The organism is Prevotella dentasini JCM 15908 (genome assembly GCF_000614065.1).
Lineage (GTDB): Bacteria > Bacteroidota > Bacteroidia > Bacteroidales > Bacteroidaceae > Prevotella > Prevotella dentasini.
Genome location: NZ_BAKG01000005.1, coordinates 106,732 through 125,945 on the forward strand (window position 1 = coordinate 106,732; position 19,214 = coordinate 125,945).

Genomic DNA, 19,214 nt, shown 5'->3' on the forward strand with positions numbered 1-19,214 from the left:
CCGCCTGCCGTCAGGGCTTTATCTCCCTGATGACGCGGCACGGGTTTCCGGCTGCGACCACATTGCCGGGAATGTCGTGCGTAACGACCGAGCCGGCACCGATGGTGGTGTTGTCTCCTATCGTTACGCCGGGCAGCACGACCACGTTTCCGCCTATCCACACATTGTTGCCTATGCGGATAGGCAGCGCGTAGCCGATGTCGGCGTTGCGCTGGACGACATTCAGCGGATGGCCGGCAGTGTAGAAACTGCAGTTGGGAGCAATGTAGACGTTGTCTCCGAACGTTACCTTTGCCTCGTCGAGAATCACCATGTTGGTGTTGGCAAAGAAGTCTTCGCCCACCTCTATGTTATATCCGTAGTCGCAGAAGAAGGGTGCGATAATCTTGAAGTTGCTTCCAGTCTTGCCCAACAGGCGTCGCAGGCGTTTCGTGCGCTCTTCCGTGAGCAGCGGAGAGAGCCTGTTCAGCTGGAAGCACTCTTCCTCGCAGGGCTTCAGGTCGGCCAGTACCTCCGGGTCGCAGGCTAAGTAGGGCAGTCCCGCAGCCTGTTTCTCGCGTTCCGTCATACTGGTTATCAGCTGATAGGCGAGCCTCGGCGCGCCATCGTCAAGATGGATGACGCCGCAGAGAATATAGCCCAGACGCGACAGGGCCTTTTGCATGGGAAGGTTGTCGGCATGTGTGTCGATGCGGATATTGTCGGTATGGCGTGCGCAGAACCGCGTTATCTCTGCCACGACGCCGCGTGTTCCGTCTGCCGAGGCCACCCGGTGAACGACTCCGTATGGCTCGGTATTGAGCCAGTCGCCCTGCTCTATGTGGGCGTAGGTAGGCTCTTTGCCGAGAATGAAGGCAAAGGTGGCGACGGGAGCCGGGTCGTCGGTCTCCGGCAGCAGGAGGTAGGAATTGCCCCTCCTGATGTCGTTCTCTATACATTCACGGCCGGGATGTCCGTCCGTCCACTGATGAAGGTTGCCCGAAGCCTTCATCTTCTTCCTGCCGTTTTCTATCAGCCGCAGAACGGTGTCAAGGTCAGCGGCTGTTGCCTTGCGTACTTTCATAAGTCCTTAGTCTATAAACCGGCGTGTGATGTCGGTGTACTTGTCTATGCGGCGGTCGCGCAGGAACGGCCACCATCGGCGTACCTGTTCGCTGTGGTGCAGGTCTATGCTGACGATGGTGCTTTCCTCGTCGTCGTCGCAGGCGCGGTAGAGCAGCTCGCCCTGCGGCCCGGCAACGAAACTGCTTCCCCAGAACTGTATGCCGTTGGTCTGGCCGCTCGGGTCTGGCTCGTGTCCGATGCGGTTGACGGCCACGACCGGCAGTCCGTTGGCGACGGCATGACCGCGCATGACGGTCGTCCACGCTTCGCGCTGCCGCTGCTGTTCGTCGCTGCTGTCGCTGCTCTCGTACCGATGGCAGTAGGATAGATGAGAATTTCTGCCCCCTGCAGGGCCATCAGCCGGGCAGCCTCGGGATACCACTGGTCCCAGCAGACAAGCACGCCGAGCCGTCCCACGCTCGTGTCGATGGGATGGAAGCCGAGGTCGCCGGGCGTAAAGTAGAATTTCTCGTAGTAGGCCGGGTCGTCGGGAATGTGCATCTTGCGGTACTTTCCGGCTATGCTGCCGTCTTTCTCGAATACGACGGCCGTGTTATGGTAGAGTCCCGGAGCGCGACGCTCAAACAGCGAGGCGACGATGACAACCTTCAGCTCGCGTGCCAGTGCCCCATAGTGTCGGTAGACGGCCCGGGTACGGGTTCGGCAAGGTCGAAGTTGCCGACCTCCTCTACCTGACAGAAGTAGAGAGAGTTGTGAAGCTCTTGCAGTACGATGAGTTCTGCGCCCCGCTGTGCAAGGTCGGTGATGCCCTCGGTGAGCCGCTTGATGTTATTGGCAACGTCTGCCGTATTGTGCAGTTGCAGGAATCCTATTTTCAGTTCTTTCATTGTTGGGTGATGGTTGTTGGATGATGGGTGTGGATGAATGGGTGGACGGCGGGCCGGTGCCGTCGTCTCGTCGGTCAGGCGAGACAGCCTTTCGGCAGCTGCATGGTCAGGCAGTGGAGCGAGCCGTGCTGCCTGACGACGGTTGTAGCGTCTATTCCGATGATGTCCCGGTCGGGGAAGGCCTGCGCGATGGTGTCCATGGCGCGTTGGTCGTGCCCGGGTTGCCCGTAGGTCGGCACGATGACGGCCCCGTTGATGACGAGATAGTTGGCATAGGTAGCCGGAAGCCGGTCGCCGTCGTCGTAGATGGGCGACGGGATTGGGAGCTTCAGGCAGCGGTAGGGCTTCCCGTCGAGGGTGCGCAGGCCGTGTGCCTGCTTGTCGAGGGCGCACAGGTCGTCGTAGTGTGGGTCGGAAGGGTCGTCGCAGCTTATATATAATAAGGTGTCGTTGGGCGCGCACCGCATGATGGTATCTATGTGTCCGTCGGTGTCGTCGCCCTGCAGTTCGCCGTGGTCTATCCATACGACGCGTTCGAGATGGGGGAACAGCAGCAGCAGACGCTTTTCCAGTTCGTCCTTTCCGAGGGGTTGGTTGCGGTGGGGAGCCGTCAGGCAGGCGGTGGTGGTGAAGAGCGACCTTGCCCCGTCGCTCTCTATGGACCCTCCTTCGAGCACAAAGTCCTTGTGATTCTCCAAAGGAGCGTTGAAGGCTCCTGCCCTGTAGAGCTGTCGGTTGACGGCATTGTCCTTGTCGGCAGCGAACTTCTTGCCCCAGCCGTTGAAGCAGAAGTCCATCAGGTGGATTGGGGCGAAGACGCCTGCCGCATCGTTTTCCGCCACGACGGCAACGGGCGCGACGTCCCGTGCCAAGTGTCGTTGTTGTCGCAGGCGTAAATCCGTATCCTGTCCATCTGGCCGGCGTCGAGCCGCCGTGCCATCAGCGACCGTACATGCCCGGGATTTCTTGCTGCAATCAGGAGCTTCTCGTATCGCGTAATGGCGTCTGCCATCTGCAGGTAGGTCTCGGTAATCTCTTCCAGATAGGGTTTCCAGTCGGTCTCCTCGTGTGGCCATATTATCATTACGCCACTCTGCTCCTCCCATTCGGCAGACATTCTGAATGTGTATGGATTGTTTCTGTTCACTTTCTTTTCCGTATAATAAGATGATAGCCGTCCATTCGCCGGTTTTCGGAGGCGGATGGCCGGTGTGTCTGCAAAGTTATGAAAAAAGATTGTTATTGGCAATGAACGGTGGTCTTTTTACAGAGAAGACTCCAGAATAGGGTGGCAGCAGGTTCCGTGGGGCTTGATGCAGGTCAATCCGGGGGACGTACAGGCGTCAGGGAAGGCTTGACTTGTGTCAATCCGGAGTGTTGACGCAGGTCAAAATGCTTGATGGGAGTCAAAAATAGGCGGATTTTCGGCTTATATCGGTGATTGAATTTTGTGGCGAATAGGAAAAGATGCTAACTTTGCAAGCGTAAAACGAAGAGGAAATTTTCAGGATAACAAGCCGTCGCGACAAGGGCACGCCCCGTTCAGCAGGGTAGGAATAAGGCTCAATAAAGGCAGGGTCGGATAGTCAGGGCACCAGTCTCAATAGGACACACGAGTTTAGGTAAGAAGATTGTATAACAAAAGAACAAGAAAGGAACACTATTATGAAGACGAGAATGACAAGAAAGGAGACAACCAAGAACATCCTCCGCTATCTGGTCAATGTTCTTCGGATGTATAATGAAGGTCGCATGAATTGTCCGGCATAGTCCGGGACAGCCGTCCGGAAGCAAGCAACGGTGCTTCGGGCGACATTCAGACAGGAAAAGTATAGAATTTAGAGAGAATAAAAAAGGTATCGGACCATAGCTTCTGGGCTTTGGTCCGATTTTCGTTAGATTGTCCTGAGGTTGCAGGAGGAGGATTTTATTATGATGAAATAAGTTTACAAGACCATTGCCTGTAGGCGGATGGGCAGCCTGTTGCCTTATAATCAGTGTGAGGAAACTATATTGCTGTTATTCAGGTAGTTATGCTTTATGTTTTGAAATAGTTGCTTTGATGTTGCTAAAGTGCCGCTTTCAGTGTCTGGAAAAGCCGCTTTCGCATGCTCAAAGTGGCTTGTTGGCAGGGTGAAGGTGGCACTTTGGCCTGTAGGCGGTGTCGGAGTTGATGAAAAAGATTTACACTTCAGGAGTACGGGCTGGGTAGGACGGCCGGCCGGACAGGCATGGGCAGACAGACCCGGTTCCTATGCAGCGGTATGAGAGTGTGTGCCCGGGGGTGGCATCCATAGTTGCCTGTGCAGCGGCAGACGGCAGGCAGTATTGTGTCTGTGGCAGGAGCGGTAATCCTGTTTGTTTGTTAAATATTGTAGGGAAACCTGTGTTTATTTCGGAGAATAATCGTATCTTTGCCATTGATAGTACATGTGTGGCGGTTCTGGCGGCGGCTTGCCCCGCCGGGACAACCATCAGCGGCATGACAGAAAACCAAAAACAAATATCTAAATTCCAATAGCAATATGGAAATAGCAGAGAGATTTATTAACTATACTAAGTTTGACACACAGTCGGCTGAAGATTCGCAGACTGTGCCAAGTACCCCCAAGCAGCTCATCTTCGCAAAATACCTGAAGGAAGAACTCGAGCGCGAGGAGCTGAAAGATGTAGAAATGGACGAGATGGGCTACATTTACGCCACTCTGCCGTCCAATTCAAAGAAGAAAATTCCTACTATCGGATTCATTTCTCATTACGATACGGCACTTGATGCGAGCGGAGCTAACATCAAGGCACGCATTGTAAGGAACTATGACGGGGGAGACATACAGCTCAATCCCAATATGGTATCGTCTCCGGCGATGTTCCCCGAACTGCTGGAGCATAAGGGCGAAGACCTCATCGTTACCGACGGTACGACCCTGTTGGGCGCAGACGACAAGGCAGGCATTGCCGAAATAGTGCAGGCTATGTGCTATCTGCGCGACCATCCCGAAATAGAGCACGGCGATATACGCGTAGGTTTCAATCCCGATGAGGAGATTGGAATGGGTGCCCACCACTTCGACGTAGAGAAGTTTGGCTGCGACTGGGGCTACACCATTGACGGCGGCGACCTCGGCGAACTGGAATACGAGAACTTCAATGCCGCAGGGGCAAAGGTGTTCATTCATGGCGTCAGCGTCCATACGGGCTACGCAAAGGGCAAGATGGTCAACGCAAGCCGTCTGGCATGTGAGTTCAATGCCATGATTCCCGATACCGAGATTCCCGAAGCTACCGAAGGATATCAGGCTTCTACCATCTGCTCGGGATAGACAGCCGCTGCGAGGAGGCCAAGCTGAGCTATATCATCCGCGACCACGACCGCGACCGCTTCGAAGACCGCAAGCGGTTCATGCAGAACTGCGTCAGCCAGATGAACGAGAAGTATGGCGAGGGTACCGTAGAACTGAAGATGAACGACCAGTACTACAACATGAAGGAGAAGATAGACCCGAACATGCACGTCATAGAGCTTGTGCTGAAGGCCATGCAGCAGTGTGCCATTGCCCCGAAGGTACAGCCTATCCGCGGCGGTACGGACGGCGCGCAGCTCTCTTTCAAGGGTCTGCCCTGTCCGAACATCTTTGCCGGTGGTGTCAACTTCCACGGCCCGTATGAGTTTGTGTCCATTCAGGTGATGGAAAAGGCCATGCAGGTCATCATAAACATTTGTCAGCTGACGGCGGAGTTTAACGATTGAGTGAGAAGCTAAGGAAGTTTAGAACTAAAAAGGAGTTAGGACAATAGCCCTGCAGCAAGGAGCCGGATAGTTGTCTTAACTCCTTTTCGCTCCTTAATGTGTTTTCTTTTCTCGGCTTCCTTGGTTTTTTCCATGCGCCGGCTTCTTTAATTCCCTTTATTTCCGTAACTTTCCTAACTACTCTAACTCCTTTAATAAGTATGTCCGAACTTCCTCCCCTCGTCCAAGACCTTGCTCTCATACTTGTCGTGGCAGGCTTCGTAACGCTGCTGTTCAAGAAGCTGCGGCAACCATTGGTACTGGGCTACATCGTGGCAGGCTTCCTCGTGTCGCCCCACATGCCCTATCTGATGAGCGTAGTAGACAAATCCGACATACAGACGTGGGCCGACATTGGCGTCATCTTCCTGCTTTTCTCGTTGGGACTCGACTTCTCCATCAAGAAAATCCTCAAGATGGGGGCATCGCCGATTATTGCTGCCAGTACCATTATCTTTTGTATGATGGGCTTGGGTGTCGTTGTCGGGCACGGATTCGGGTGGAAACAGATGGACTGCATCTTCCTTGGAGGCATGCTGGCAATGAGTTCGACCACCATTATCTATAAGGCGTTCAACGATATGAGCCTTTCCCAGCAGGGATTTGCCTCTACCGTGATGAGCGTTCTGATACTTGAGGACATCCTCGCCATTGTGATGATGGTCATGCTGAGTGCCATTGCGAGCGGTTCAAGCCCTGACGGCGGACAGATTGTGGGAAGCCTGCTGAAGATAGGGTTCTTCCTCGTGCTGTGGTTCGTTATCGGTCTCTTTGCCATACCGCTCTTTTTGCGTTCAGTAAGGAAGATTCTCAACAGCGAGACACTGCTCATTGTCGCCCTCGGTTTCTGTTGCCTGATGGCTGTAATCTCCACGGAGGTAGGTTTCAGTGCTGCCTTTGGCTCGTTCGTCATGGGCAGTATTCTTGCTGAAACGATTGAGGCTGACAAGATTATACGGCTTGTCGAACCTGTCAAGAACCTTTTCGGGGCAGTTTTCTTTGTCTCTGTGGGTATGTTGGTCGACCCGAACATCCTTGTCGGCTACGCTGTTCCCATCCTCATTCTCGTCCTTACCATCCTCGTAGGGCAGGCTTTCTTCGGCACATTGGGCTACCTTCTGGGCGGACAGTCGCTTAAGAACGCCATGCGCTGCGGCTTTTCGATGGCTCAGGTAGGCGAGTTCGCTTTCATTATCGCCTCGCTCGGCCTGTCGTTGGGGGTTATCGGCGAGTTTCTCTACCCCGTCGTGGTGGCCGTGTCGGTGATAACGACTTTCCTGACACCCTATATGATACGGGCTGCAGAGCCATGCTACAATATCCTCCTCAACCGTTTGCCGAAGCGGTGGGTGCGCCGTCTCAGCCACATTCAGACGGGTGCACCCGACAATACGGCTTCGGACAACCAGTGGAAGTCGCTCATTAAGGCCATGATGCTGAATACCTTGATATACAGTATCCTTTCTACGGCAGTCATAGCCCTTATGTTCTCGCTGGCATTGCCGCTTTTCCGCAGGATTTCCGTTGAGCTGACAGGTTCCCATTGGATGGGAAATGCTGTGTGCGGATTGCTTACCATCCTTATTATCTCGCCTTTCCTGCGCTCCATAGTGATGAAGAAGAACCACTCGGAGGAGTTCAAGTATCTCTGGACCGTGCGCCGGCTGAATCGCCTTCCGCTTGTTTTCACGGTTCTTGCCCGTGTCCTCGTGGCGATAGGTTTTATCTTTTATGTCTGCAACTACCTCACCCGGTTCAAAAATGCACTTATCATCGCCATTGCGGTAGGCGTACTTGTGCTGATGATTCTTTCGCGCAGCCTGAAGAAACGGAGCATCACGCTTGAGCGTCTCTTCGTTCAGAACCTGCGGGGGCGCGATATTCAGGCGCAGGTAAGCGGCAGGAAGAAACCGCTCTTTGCCGGACATCTGCTCGACAGGGACATCCACATCGGCTGTTTCGACGTGCCCGAAAGTTCGTTGTGGGCAGGCCAGACGCTCCGTCAGCTGCAGCTGCGCAACCGTTTCGGTGTCCATGTGAGCAGCATCCTCCGTGGCGCGCTCCGAATGAACATCCCCAACGGCAGCACCATTTTGTTTCCGGGCGACAAGATACAGGTTATCGGAAACGACGAACAGCTTTCGGTCTTCTCGGCTGCCGTCCGCGACGAATTGCAGGAGGAAGACACGGAGATAGAGAAGCGCGAGATGAAGCTCCGGCAGATTGTACTCACCGCCCGGAGTCCCTTTATAGGCAAGACGTTGAAGGAGAGCGGCATCCGCGATAAGTACAACTGCATGGTTGTAGGTGTGGACGAGGGGCAGCAGAACCTTACCCTCATCACCCCGTCGCGTTGTCTCGAGGCAGGCGACGTGCTGTGGGTAGTGGGAGAGCAGACCGACTTGGACAGGATTCTTGCCCTCCATTAGACCGGGAGACGGCAATGCCGACGGCTCCGGGCCGTTGGCGTCGTGCCCTTATCGTTCTATGCCGTCTTTTTCATACTTCCTTTCTTCTGTCCTCGGTGATGTTCTGCCGGTATTCCGTAAAGTGCTACGGCTGTAGGCAGATTGTCGGTGGCATGCCGTCATGGTACGACAACAGGGAAACAGGACAATGTGCTTGCCTGTTTCCCTGCAGTCGTTCTGCGGCTTGTCCTATCCGACGTAGAACACGCGCCCGTCCTTGCGCGGTGCCGTCTTTCCCTCGCGCTGTGCATAGCCGAGGATACAGAAGCCAATGCCCTCGTAGTCGCCGCCGACTCCCCATTCGGCAAGCATCTTCTTGCCGTCCTCGCGCTCGAAGGTTTCCCGCGCACGGTTAATCCAGCAGCTGCCCAGTCCCACGGCATGGGCGGCGTTCAGCAGATTGCCCATCATCAGTGCCCCGTCATAGACATGGTTCGGACTCTCTTTGCGGGCCAATACCGCCAGTACGACAGGCGCACCATAGAAGGGGTCGCTCTTCGTCCCCATGATTTCACCGTTTATTTCCGACAGGCGGTCGCGGACGGCCTTGTCGGTAATCTCCACGACGATGGCGGTCTGCATCCCCATTCCGCTTGGGGCATACAATCCTGCTTCTATGACTTTGTCTATGAGTTCCTGTCCGGGTTTTCTTGACTCAAATGCGCGTACACTTCGGCGCGTCTTCATTGTTTCTAATGCTTCCATATTGTCTTTTATTTACTTGATAATCTTATCTGACACGGATGATAAAACAAAAAATGTACCAAAACAGGAGGGTCATTTCTTCCGAAAAATGATGTGTTTGCGGTCTGTTCTTATATAGAAATACAATGTTTTATTATCCTGCATGTAAGGCGTTGATATTCAGTGTTTTGTAAATGAGCTTGCGAAAGTGCCGCTTTCGTACCGCGAAACGGGCTTGTTCGCACCGTAAGATAATTCCTAAAATACAACTTGTTGAAAATAAAGAAGTTACCTTGTTGGCATAACTAAACAGGTAACGATTTGGAAACGAGCGAGCTACTTGGCTTCGCTGTTTTCTGCCTAACAAAGAACGCTTGTTATTCTGTCTGCAAAGATAATACTTTGTTACCGAATAACAAGCGTTTTCGATGAAATATTCACGTTTCTGCATTATCTAATGCTGTTTGTCGTTGGAATAGGGCTATAACCCTCGTCCTCTTTTCTTCTTTTTGTTGGCTTGGTTTCTAAGTTTACGCTGCCACGCAGCTTCGGCATAGTCATTGCCTTGTGAGGTTGGTGTAATCAATTCGCCCAACCCTTCCATTACTTCATCGGCTGCGCTAACAATGGTGTCTGCCACTGCACCAATGGAATTCTGCACTCGTGGGCTGTCATTGTCTCGTGAGATTGAGGAACGACTTGGAGGTACAAGCTGATAACCTGTATCAGACTGTTCATTCCTTTCTGTTGCCTCCTGTATTGTTTGGTGTGGCATCTTTGATTCTTCCTTGTTGGTTGCTTCAAAGCTCTTCTGCAAGGAACGGTATCCGAATTCCCTACCGATTTCGGAAGCCTTGAAGGACTGTCTTGTGTATGAGAACCTCAAGCCATAGACCTTGCCCTGCTTGTTTTTCATGCGCTCTATGGTAATGCCGTTCTTGTTCAACTCATAGAGGAACATGGAATGCCCTGTAATGCCTGTTTCTTTGTACTTCTCAAGCAGGGTGTAGCAGATATTCTGTACTTGTTGCTTTGTTTGCTCTCTTGTGGGATTAGCCTTTGTTTTTTGGTGTTTCCTTTCCGCCTTGACCTCCTTTGCGATGGTCAAGCCTTTCTCCCTGCTGATTTCCTCCGCCACTCTCGCTGCCCTGTTGCTTACAAAAGTCGTGTCATAGACCTCCCCATACAGGCTGATGCGGTTGGCAATGATATGGATATGCCTGTTATCGGTGTCCTTATGCGTTACCGCTACCCATTGGTGGTTGTCAAGTCCCATTTGCTTGGCAAACAGATGGGCTATCCGCATGAGTTCAGATACGGGCAACTTCTTCTCGTCCTGCGGTGCGATGCCTATTTCGATACGGAGAAACTTGTTCCTGCAACGGCTGTTATAGTCGCTGACCACCTTCATTTCCTCATAGACAGTCTTTGGCTCCCTGCTGCAAAGATTGTGGAAGGCAAGCCGGCTACCGAGCTTGCCTTCCCTAAATATATAGTCCAAAGCCGTACTTCCGTGGCTATCGCCTTACATTTTCCTATCATCTTTTGTCATATTTAAGACTATATATATCTCATCGTCCACACGAAAATGGGGGTCGTAAAATCGCTTAAATGCTTCTTTGGCACATAGCGAAAGGTTCTTTGTGGTATGTACCCATCTTTCATCCTTGACCTTGATGAGGTTGGAAACCTGCCCGTAGAACCTTCCTGTATGCTGAAGAATGGCAATGGCTTCCCTCTCATTGTCGGTCATCTTGGGGACGGCTGTTACCTCTCCGTTAAGGAGTATCTCACGGCAGTAATCGGAGAACTTCCGCCCTGCGCTTTCCGCCCTTGATTTGATACGCAGCTTTTCCTCTAAGGTGCATCTAACCTTGATGAACTCCGTCTTGTTCTTCCGCTGTTCTTCTCTATCCTGTTGCTGCCATCGGGCAGAATTTCCTTTGTATCTGCTCATATAAGTTTCCTTGAAAGTTAATCATTGAATATAATTTGTTGTTGTTTAATTTCTGAACACTGACCGATGAGAACGGAGTGATTACGGTCTAATCTCCCCGATAATCGAACGAGGGGAGCAAGAGCAGTTTGTGGGTACAAACTGACGTCTTGCAATGTCAGCTAACGAAACGTTTACGCACAAGGCGTTTTGTAGCCTAAAAATGAATGCCGTGCATTCCGTGCCTGCCTGCGTTCGTGAAACTCTCATCGTTCTCTTTATTCAGCAAATGTCCGTTACTCTGTTCTCTGAAAGGGGTCGAGGGGTTTGAGTGGAAAGGTTGTCCCTTTTCAGGAATACCCTTGACCCTTTTCCTGTGGGTTCAAAGCTTCCTCCATTTTTCTATGTCCTCACCATATTCCTCCAAGTGCCGGACTATAATGTTCTCTACGAAGCTGGACAGGTTGCTGCCCCTGTCGCCCAACCTACGCACGATGAAGTCCGCACGCTCCTGTGTTTCCCTGCTCAGATAGACCGCCTTTCGGTCGTTCAGTCTGGTTGGCACAAGATAGGCTTGCTTGTAGGCGGTGAGCGTTTCTTTTCTCATCTTGGCACTGACGCGTCTCTGAACGGGCATATTCCCTGTGTTCCGTGCAGGCTCCGAGTGCGTGGTATTCTCTGTGTTCTGTTCGTCTGTTGGTCTTCCCGTTTCAGGAACCGCAGTCGCTTCTTGTGAAGTAGATTCGTCCTCTGCTTCATCTTCCACGCCCAAATATCTTAAAAAATCTTTGTCTGTTATCTTTGTCTTCTTTTCCATACCCTTATCTCATTTTATGTTTGACTTGTTTTGATTTATCGATTTGATTTTGCACCAGTGTCTTTACCTGCCATTTCTGTTCCCTCTGCTCACGGACACGGCTGACATGAAAATCGTTGAGGTCTTTGAAGTCCCTGTAATATCGGGACATGTCCTCCACCTTGAAACCTGCTCTGATAAAATCATTGGTTGCTCTCCGTCCTGCTTCATCATTGTCAAGGAAAGCACGGATATGCGTTAGGTTGTGGTCATTCAGGTAGCGAACGGTTCTCGTCACGTTGCTCACGGAGTTCATCACAAGGCAGGGGTTGGCAACTTTTTCTTTCATTGAAAGGATAGATAAAAAGTCCATAAATCCTTCGAATACACAGATTGGTTGTATTCTGTCCGTTATCTTATCCGTGAATATCGGAGTAATGTCCTTCGGGGCAATCGTTCCCTTGAACGTATTATCGTCCCGAAGCTCATAGCCTCCCGATTGATTGGCGAAGCCGATGGCCTGATAGCGCCTGCCCCTTACCTCATAGCAGATACATTTGAGGAAAGGTATTGCCCTGCTAAGGTCGATACAGCGCTTATCGGTAAGATAGGCCTCTAAGTGAGGAGGCAAGGTGTCTGATACCTCTATCAGTTTCCTTGCCCCACTTGGCTGCCATGGCGTGACTGGACCGGTACCTATGCCTGACCTCTCTTTTGAAAGACCGTACGCTGCATCAAGGGAAGCGGTCTGTCCCAAACGGCAGATGGCTTCCTGCAGCGTGCAGCCCTCCAAGCGCATACAGAGGTCGATGATGCTGCCGCCCTTGCCCTCTCCATAGTCTATCCATAGGTTCTTCCGTGTGTCAACCTTGAAGCTCGGATGCGTTTCTTCCCTCAGCGGTGAGCGGTACATGGCATAGGCAGGTGTCCTGCGCACGGGCTTAATGCCTTTCCTTTCAAGATACTCCACGATGGGGTATCGCTTGATGAGTGATAAATCTTCTTCTTTCATTGTCGTGATACTTTAAGTGTTTGAATTATAAAGGATTGTTTGAACTATATTTGATTGCATTTGAATATTTTGTCCTTTTCCTAAGTTTTCCCCTCCAAACTTTTTTCATCTTTCTTCTTACTACAGACTACTTTATCCTAAATTATTGATAATCAGGTGTATTTTATTGTTTCTGATATAACTACGCATGCTACTACATTTGGCTACTGCAACTACCCAGCAAAGGACACGGCAGGATTTTCCTTACCTTGTACACATAGATAGGACTGCCACCATCTCGCCTTCTGCTCACTTTCTCAAAGCCTGCCCTTTTAAGGGCTTCGCCCATACGTTTGGAGGTCAGGGGCTGCCGGGTATAGATACCCAGATAGGTAAGGATTTCCGTAGTGGTCATATAGGAGCAATGGGGATTATCATCAGTTGGTTTCTCGAAGCACCTCAACAGAAGTTCCGTTTCTGCGGTCTGCACTTGGAAATCCTCGCTCTCCCTGTATAGTTCCACTATTTCATCATCGTCAAACCAATAGCGGAAACCTGCATTTAGCAGGGCTTTGGCTTCCGCATAGACACTGTCCATAGAAATAGCCTTTGCACGTTCTATATCAATGGAAAGCACCTCAAAGGGCAGGAACCGTCTGCTTCCTGTGGGGTCTGTCAGGAAGTCGTTGCCGTTCACCGATGCCACGAAACTTGCCAAGTGTGGGTGTTCCTCCACATACTTGTCGTAGGGCATGCGGTATTTGACCATCGGGCAGGTTATGAGGTTCTTCAGTTCGTTCTCATCCCTCTTGTTGAGTGCTTTGAGCTGGTCGTCGATGTTTACGATAAGGTTCTGCCCGATATAGGTGAGCGTGTCCTTCTCCTGTGGATATATCTTTCCCGTGTAGCTGTAACCGTACAAGGAAGGAGGACAGAGCAAATCCAAGAATGTAGTCTTGAACTTTCCCTGCTCGCCTGTCAGCACGAGGCAGGTGTGGTTACGGCACTCGCGGTCGTCCATTGCGTTGGCGACCACTGCCACAAGCCATTTGATGAGGTATTGTAACCATTTGTCGGAGTTGCGCACCACAACGCAACTTGCCAGTTCGGGAATGGCTTTCAGTGAAAGGGAGGAGATATTACTATTACCTTCATCACAGCCTATATCCACCAATGGCAATGCCTTGAAATATTCCTGTATGGGATTGATGCGTGGTGAGAAGCTACTCTCGGTGATAGAGTACAGGTTATCCGATGAGGTTATTATCCCGATGTCGTTGTCTATCTCCCTTCGGAGCGTGTTGATTTCATAGCGACCTACTTTTGAGAAGTGAGCATCGTTCTTGCTTCGGTATTCAGTTCTTCCCAATACCGTATTGTATCTGAATTCATAGTAGTTGGAAAGATAGGCTTCTATCTCCGAGTTCTTGGAGGAAGTTTTTCTCGGTCTGAGTGTGCTGTACCCATCCTCCAATTTGCCTTTATCTGCGCTTGTTTTCATTATATGCTTGGTTTTGTTTCCAAGATCTAAGTTATCAAGAGAACAGGTAAGTTCCAAGCATTCGGAGAGTGCTTGCATAATGTTGCGCCCATTGGCAATGAAGTTCGCAGGGATTTTTATGGAGACAGGGAGAGAAAAGACTGATTTAAGCCAAAACAGGAGGATAAAACAACAAGAGTGGGCAAAGATAGAAGTGTGCCCCTTGCGCACGCTTGCAGTATTCTGCACCGATATTACAAACGACAGAATCAGCACAGAAATATGGTAGCGTTTGCCCACATCGAAAGTGCCACAAGCTGCCACCTGAACATAAGCCGATTGAATTGGATATGCACCGCCCTGTCTTTTCACCAAAAGGCGGTGAAAGAAGAAAACAGGGCAAAAAGATGCATATGTCTGCCAATGGAATGCGTTGCCTTTTCCTTTAAGTTCCCTACATTTCCCTGCTGTTCCCTCGTGCTTTGAAGTATGGGAAACGCATCCTACTTTTGCAGGCAGAAATGTGCGATAAGGCGCAAAACAAGAATAGGAATTACAAACAAAACAATAATAGAACTATGGGATATTTTATCATTACGGACACAAATTGGGCAAGGCTGAGGGACGAGATACTCAGTCTTGCCGAGACCTGCCACAAGGCATTCGGGGAACAGAGCAGGCACACGGATTGGCTACACAACGGTGACGTATGTAAGTTGCTCAACATCAGCAAGCGCACCTTGCAGCACTACCGTGATACGGGTGTACTGCCATTCTCCCAAATCGGGCACAAGTGCTACTACAAGCGTGAGGATGTGGAACGATTGTTGGAAACCAAATCAGTGAAATCGAACACAGACAAATCTAAGAACAACAAATAAGATAAGAGTTTTATGGAATCAGTAAAGGACTTGAATATGGATGCGGACGACATACAGGTGGTGCTGTCCGCTATCAATAGTGTAAGCAAACGTATAAAGGAAGTGGCACAGACACACAAGCCACTATTTGGCGGTAAACATTTCCTTACGGGCAAGGAAGTGTGCGAGCGGCTGTATATCAGCCCCCGCACCTTGCAAGACTATCGGGACAAAGGGATTATTTCCTATACGCAGTTTGCAGGGAAGATTCTCTATAAGGCCTCGGACTTGGAAAGGATTTTGAAGGATAACTATAAATAACAAGCATATTCCATCATAATTTTTCTCAATAAGAATGTAACATAAGAAATTATGATTATAATTCTTCAACTACTTGATGCCAAGCAACAAAAAGCCTTCAAGTAGGAAATGCGGCAGGCCTTTCAAAAAGGCTACGAAGACCGATATGGGGACAGACGGTGAATCTGTACTGCCCATTCAGAATATCGACCGCTCCTTGCAACCCCAAGGAGCCCAAGCCTACGAAGCTGTGCTCAATGGAACGCGCATTGGCGGTGACGTTATCAATATAGATAAAGAGTACGGTGGTCTTGACTTCCTTTATGTTAAGGGGGGCGCTCAGAGTAAAGGTGAGAGTAAAAACACCTGGGTGTGCGTGACTTTCATATCGTGGTATAGTACCACTCTGACCCCAATATGCCCGACATATTTGCCGAAGACGACGGCATGTTCAGGTTTGAAAAACGGATGGGTGAGGTGTAGTAATGTAGTATAGATGACAGAATGATAATTTATCTAACTTTCTACATTATAACCCATTCCCTTTCACCGTTTTAACGCTTATTGTAGTAATGTAGTAGGATAATATCAGTGAAAGAAAAAGTAAAACAGTTATTAGTTGTATATAAACAGAAATATCGGTGTTGTGGTTGTATAAAATCTAACAGAGGATGAGTGAGATTGACACACCCTCCCGCAATGTGACCAGATTCGGTTTTACCCTATCTTGTCGCAATTGAAGTACGACCGGTTATTATTATGTTTTACAAATTCTGAGTGCAATCGAGTAGGTTTCCTCCTTTTCGATTTTTGTAAATGCCCTGCACGTTCTAAATGCAGAATAAGATGGCAAAAATAGGGCAAATGTTTCCTAACAAAGAAGGTCGTGTTCCAAAGAACAGTGCTTATTTTCCAGAAATTAGAGGACTCAATTTCCTCAAAAATGAGTTTGTTTGGGATAATCTCTTATAAGAAATATTGACATCGCCCAAGACTACCCCTTAGGAAAAAAAGGAGTGAGATGGACATGTTCCAACTCACTCCTTTTTATAATCGTAATGCATTCCTCTCTTTCCTATCGCGGAAACATCCGTTCCTGATTAAATCTGCGTCACCAGATAGTTCTGCAGTCCGATGGTGTCAATCATCTTCACCTGACTTTCCAGCCAGCGAAGGTGTTCTTCCTCTGCGGCAATATACTCCGTGAGAATATCCTGTGTAACAGGATCCATATCATTAGCTTCCTTGAGCATCGTAAGAAATTCATCCACTGCCTTAGACTGCATTTTGGCCTCCTCACGTATCATCTGCTCTACATCGTAATAAAGCGGATATGATTCAATCTTGATGTCGAGGTTACCCCCCAAGTCGAGGATGCGCCGAGTCATTGTGGCAACATCCTCCATTTCTTCATCATACTCCTCGCGCATTTTCTTGGAAAGTTTGGTAAATCCCTGTCTTTCGCAGATGATAGAGTGGAACAGATGCATTTTGGCACCGTCGAGACCGCCGATGATTGATTTTAGAATGTCTATTGTTTTCATTGTTAAATTTATTTTGAATTATTTCCTGTTGCAAAGTTATAGGAAAAATCGCAAAGACTCTATGGTCATTTTGCTGAAATGTTTTGCGATTTTTCCTTTTTCTCTTGTTATATTAGCTAAAAAAACAGTATATTTGCAGTCAAAACTACGTGCAATTATGGAAAAGCAGCCTCCTTTTCATCCTTTCACGGCGCAGGCCGACGAGATTGCCGAGCGCGGTCTTGTGGTTTTCGACGATATCCGCTCGATGCCTCTTTATAATGAGCCTTACGTCACTGATCTAATGACAATAGGTCTTACACTAAGCGGATGGGTCAGGATGGAATGTAACATGCAGGCCGTTACGCTTCAGGCTCACGACCTTGTCGTATTTATGCCAAGTCACACCCTCTGTTTCAGCGAGACATCGGCCGACTATAAGGCCATGGTTATCGTTATGTCTCGTGCCTTCCAGGAAGAGATGAGGCTACGTTACCCTGATGGTTATCGCAACACCAACCACTATCTCTATCGTCAGGACATCAGTCTGACCAACCATCAGTTTCAACGTATCGTTGGCATGTTTCGTCTGTTGCGCGACATCAGCAGCGAAGACGGCTCATGTCGTACTGCCATGCTTGGTTATCTGCTCGAAGTGATGTTTATGCAGATGGAGGACTACCGCATAGAGAACGGCATAGAACCCTACATTCCCACACTCCGCGAAGAACTTTTCTACAATTTCTATCACGCCGTAGAGCAGCACTACCGCGAGAGTCGCGAGGTACATTTCTATGCCGACCTGTTCCACCTCTCGCCAAAGCACTTCGCTGCTGTCATCAAACAGCAGACGAATATCGGAGCACTTCAGTGGATCAATAGTTACGTCATTATCCAGGCCAAATTCCTGCTACGTCATCATCGCCAGATGACCATGCAGGAGATTTCCAACCACCTCGGCTTCCCTGACCAAGCCGCATTCAGCCGCTACTTCAAAACCAATACAGGACTTTCACCCACAGAATATAGAGAACAGAATTGAATAATGGAACAGGATAGAAGCACTATGCTCGGAACGGGCAATACTCTCGTCTCTCGGTGCTACAACTCCTGCTCTATGCTCCATGTTGCTTCGAGCATACTGTTGCTTGTCAATGGTTTTCTTATTGGCTGGTAACAGGCGATATTGCCTATGTCTTGGCAACCGCATCATTCTTATACTTAGCAATGAGTCTGTCCATGTCCTCTGAAATCTTCCTGTCCGTTACCTGTGCATGAATCTGCGTGCTTGATATAGAAGCGTGTCCCATCATCTTGGCTATGCTCTCAATGGGGATTCCAGCATTGAGTGTCATGGTGCCGAAAGTGTGCCTTGCCATGTGGAACGACAACCTTTCCTTAATGCCGCAAGCCTTGCCTACAATGCTAAGTCTGTCGTTTATCACGCTCCGGCTGCACTCACGGGGAAAGATAAGTGTCTCACCTTTTTCTTTCACCGCTTTTTGTTTTCCATTCAGATTCTGCTCTTCCAGACAATGGCGGATAATGGCCTCTGCTATCGGATGTAGTGGCACAATGAACTCCATCTTTGTCTTTTGGCGTTCCTTACGGATATACTTCCTCCCATCCGCTGCCGTTTGGATATGTTTATATTGCAGGTGTTCCATATCGGCGATTGCCAATCCCGTAAAGCAGGAAAAGACGAACATCAGTCTTGCCTGTTCTGCTTCCCTGTCATTCATCGTCATTGCCATGAGCTTTGCAACATTACTCTTCTGCAGGAAGCGAATCTTCTTTTCTTCTTTCTCATACTTGGCATGCTCAAAAGGATTGTAGCGGATAATCCTTTGACTTACTGCATGGAACATCAGCCTGCTCAGCCAGCAGAGATTGTTGTTGATTGTAGTTCCCTTCAATCCTCGCTTTTTGAGAAAGAAACGGTATTCCTCAAACAAATCCTCCGTAATGGTGGAAATGGGTATGTCCTGCAATCCTTTATCTTTGACAAACTCACGGAGATTTCTGTCAGAATGGGACAGGTTCAGAAAAGTTCCCTCCGCTCTTGACCTGCCAATACTTTCCTTGACTGCTTGCAGTTCCGCCCTGCTCATGGCAAGGAGAGTTGTAGGATGGGTGGCAATGCCTTGCAGGTGGTTCTTGATGAATTCAGCACTTACCACTCCATCCCTTGTCAGTATATCCTGATAGGTCTTTTCCACAAGTTCCCTGAACTCATGGAGTCTTTGATTGGTCTTTCTGTCAGTTGTCAAGCCCTGCTTCGTGTTCCACTCGGAGGGCTTACACTCTTCGCCTGTGGTAATGGCTGCGCTTTTTCCGTCTATGGTAATACGGCAGAGAATGGCTGTCCTTCCGTCTGCCTTTGTCTTCTGTCTGTTGATATAGAATAGTATCTTGAATGTACTTCTCATAATGGTTG

At 49.6% G+C, this 19,214-nt stretch carries 13 protein-coding genes and 4 pseudogenes; 6 read left to right on the forward strand and 11 right to left on the reverse strand.

The features are described 5' to 3' along the window. Positions 1 to 10: 10 nt before the first annotated feature. The 3 genes and pseudogenes from JCM15908_RS03920 to JCM15908_RS12190 form a co-directional block, all read right to left on the reverse strand. A complete protein-coding gene (locus tag JCM15908_RS03920; protein WP_025002343.1) occupies positions 11 to 568 on the reverse strand; it encodes a sugar O-acetyltransferase in 558 nt (185 codons plus the stop codon). A gap of 501 nt (positions 569 to 1,069) precedes the next feature. Continuing rightward, positions 1,070 to 1,952, reverse strand: a pseudogene (locus JCM15908_RS12185) (carbon-nitrogen hydrolase). Positions 1,953 to 2,026: 74 nt separating this feature from the next. Continuing rightward, positions 2,027 to 3,099 (reverse strand): annotated as a pseudogene (locus tag JCM15908_RS12190) (agmatine deiminase family protein). A 1,378-nt stretch (positions 3,100 to 4,477) separates the two neighbouring features. On the opposite strand from JCM15908_RS12190, the pseudogene pepT reads away from it, so the two are divergent. Together pepT and JCM15908_RS03945 are read left to right on the forward strand one after the other, a co-directional pair. Further along, positions 4,478 to 5,700 (forward strand): annotated as a pseudogene (gene pepT / locus JCM15908_RS12195) (peptidase T). A 200-nt stretch (positions 5,701 to 5,900) separates the two neighbouring features. Further along, positions 5,901 to 8,168 (forward strand): cation:proton antiporter, encoded by a 2,268-nt coding sequence (locus JCM15908_RS03945; protein WP_025002346.1) that lies wholly within the window; start codon positions 5,901 to 5,903, stop codon positions 8,166 to 8,168. 228 nt (positions 8,169 to 8,396) lie between these two features. Here the strand turns inward: JCM15908_RS03945 and JCM15908_RS03950 are convergent, their stop codons facing one another. From JCM15908_RS03950 to JCM15908_RS03975, 6 genes and pseudogenes are all read right to left on the reverse strand, one after another. Further along, positions 8,397 to 8,912 carry a nitroreductase family protein gene (locus JCM15908_RS03950; protein WP_025002347.1) on the reverse strand — a complete coding sequence of 172 codons (516 nt, stop codon included), beginning with the start codon at positions 8,910 to 8,912 and terminating at the stop codon, positions 8,397 to 8,399. Between the two features lie 460 nt (positions 8,913 to 9,372). Then, positions 9,373 to 10,433 (reverse strand): annotated as a pseudogene (locus JCM15908_RS12200) (relaxase/mobilization nuclease domain-containing protein). After that, the gene (locus JCM15908_RS03960; RefSeq protein WP_025002348.1) at positions 10,417 to 10,848 is read right to left on the reverse strand and encodes a plasmid mobilization protein; all 432 of its coding nucleotides are present in this window, start codon (positions 10,846 to 10,848) and stop codon (positions 10,417 to 10,419) included. The pseudogene JCM15908_RS12200 and the gene JCM15908_RS03960 overlap by 17 nt, the downstream one beginning before the upstream one ends. Before the next feature lie 361 nt (positions 10,849 to 11,209). Further along, complete coding sequence (locus JCM15908_RS03965) at positions 11,210 to 11,644, reverse strand: DUF3408 domain-containing protein (RefSeq protein WP_025002349.1); 435 nt, start codon at positions 11,642 to 11,644, stop codon at positions 11,210 to 11,212. Between the two features lie 4 nt (positions 11,645 to 11,648). Further along, positions 11,649 to 12,635 (reverse strand): DUF8464 domain-containing protein, encoded by a 987-nt coding sequence (locus JCM15908_RS03970; RefSeq protein ID WP_025002350.1) that lies wholly within the window; start codon positions 12,633 to 12,635, stop codon positions 11,649 to 11,651. Positions 12,636 to 12,828: 193 nt separating this feature from the next. Beyond that, a complete protein-coding gene (locus tag JCM15908_RS03975; protein WP_025002351.1) occupies positions 12,829 to 14,193 on the reverse strand; it encodes a virulence-associated E family protein in 1,365 nt (454 codons plus the stop codon). Positions 14,194 to 14,672: 479 nt separating this feature from the next. Here JCM15908_RS03975 and JCM15908_RS03980 point away from each other — a divergent pair, with 479 nt between their 5' ends. Together JCM15908_RS03980 and JCM15908_RS03985 are read left to right on the forward strand one after the other, a co-directional pair. Further along, complete coding sequence (locus tag JCM15908_RS03980) at positions 14,673 to 14,975, forward strand: helix-turn-helix domain-containing protein (protein ID WP_025002352.1); 303 nt, start codon at positions 14,673 to 14,675, stop codon at positions 14,973 to 14,975. Positions 14,976 to 14,987: 12 nt separating this feature from the next. Continuing rightward, a complete protein-coding gene (locus JCM15908_RS03985; RefSeq protein WP_025002353.1) occupies positions 14,988 to 15,275 on the forward strand; it encodes a helix-turn-helix domain-containing protein in 288 nt (95 codons plus the stop codon). A gap of 1,079 nt (positions 15,276 to 16,354) precedes the next feature. Here the strand turns inward: JCM15908_RS03985 and JCM15908_RS04000 are convergent. Beyond that, positions 16,355 to 16,798 carry a ferritin-like domain-containing protein gene (locus JCM15908_RS04000; RefSeq protein ID WP_025002354.1) on the reverse strand — a complete coding sequence of 148 codons (444 nt, stop codon included), beginning with the start codon at positions 16,796 to 16,798 and terminating at the stop codon, positions 16,355 to 16,357. Positions 16,799 to 16,955: 157 nt separating this feature from the next. Here JCM15908_RS04000 and JCM15908_RS14045 point away from each other — a divergent pair, with 157 nt between their 5' ends. Both JCM15908_RS14045 and JCM15908_RS15365 read left to right on the forward strand, forming a co-directional pair. After that, positions 16,956 to 17,819, forward strand: coding sequence for an AraC family transcriptional regulator (locus tag JCM15908_RS14045; RefSeq protein WP_025002355.1), 864 nt, complete (start codon positions 16,956 to 16,958; stop codon positions 17,817 to 17,819). Between the two features lie 3 nt (positions 17,820 to 17,822). Continuing rightward, positions 17,823 to 17,954, forward strand: a complete 132-nt coding sequence (locus JCM15908_RS15365) for a hypothetical protein (protein WP_262498839.1) — start codon at positions 17,823 to 17,825, stop codon at positions 17,952 to 17,954. Positions 17,955 to 17,967: 13 nt separating this feature from the next. Here JCM15908_RS15365 and JCM15908_RS04010 read toward each other — a convergent pair whose 3' ends face one another. Next, positions 17,968 to 19,206: a site-specific integrase gene (locus JCM15908_RS04010; protein ID WP_025002356.1), complete on the reverse strand. Its 1,239-nt coding sequence runs from the start codon at positions 19,204 to 19,206 to the stop codon at positions 17,968 to 17,970. Positions 19,207 to 19,214: the final 8 nt, after the last annotated feature.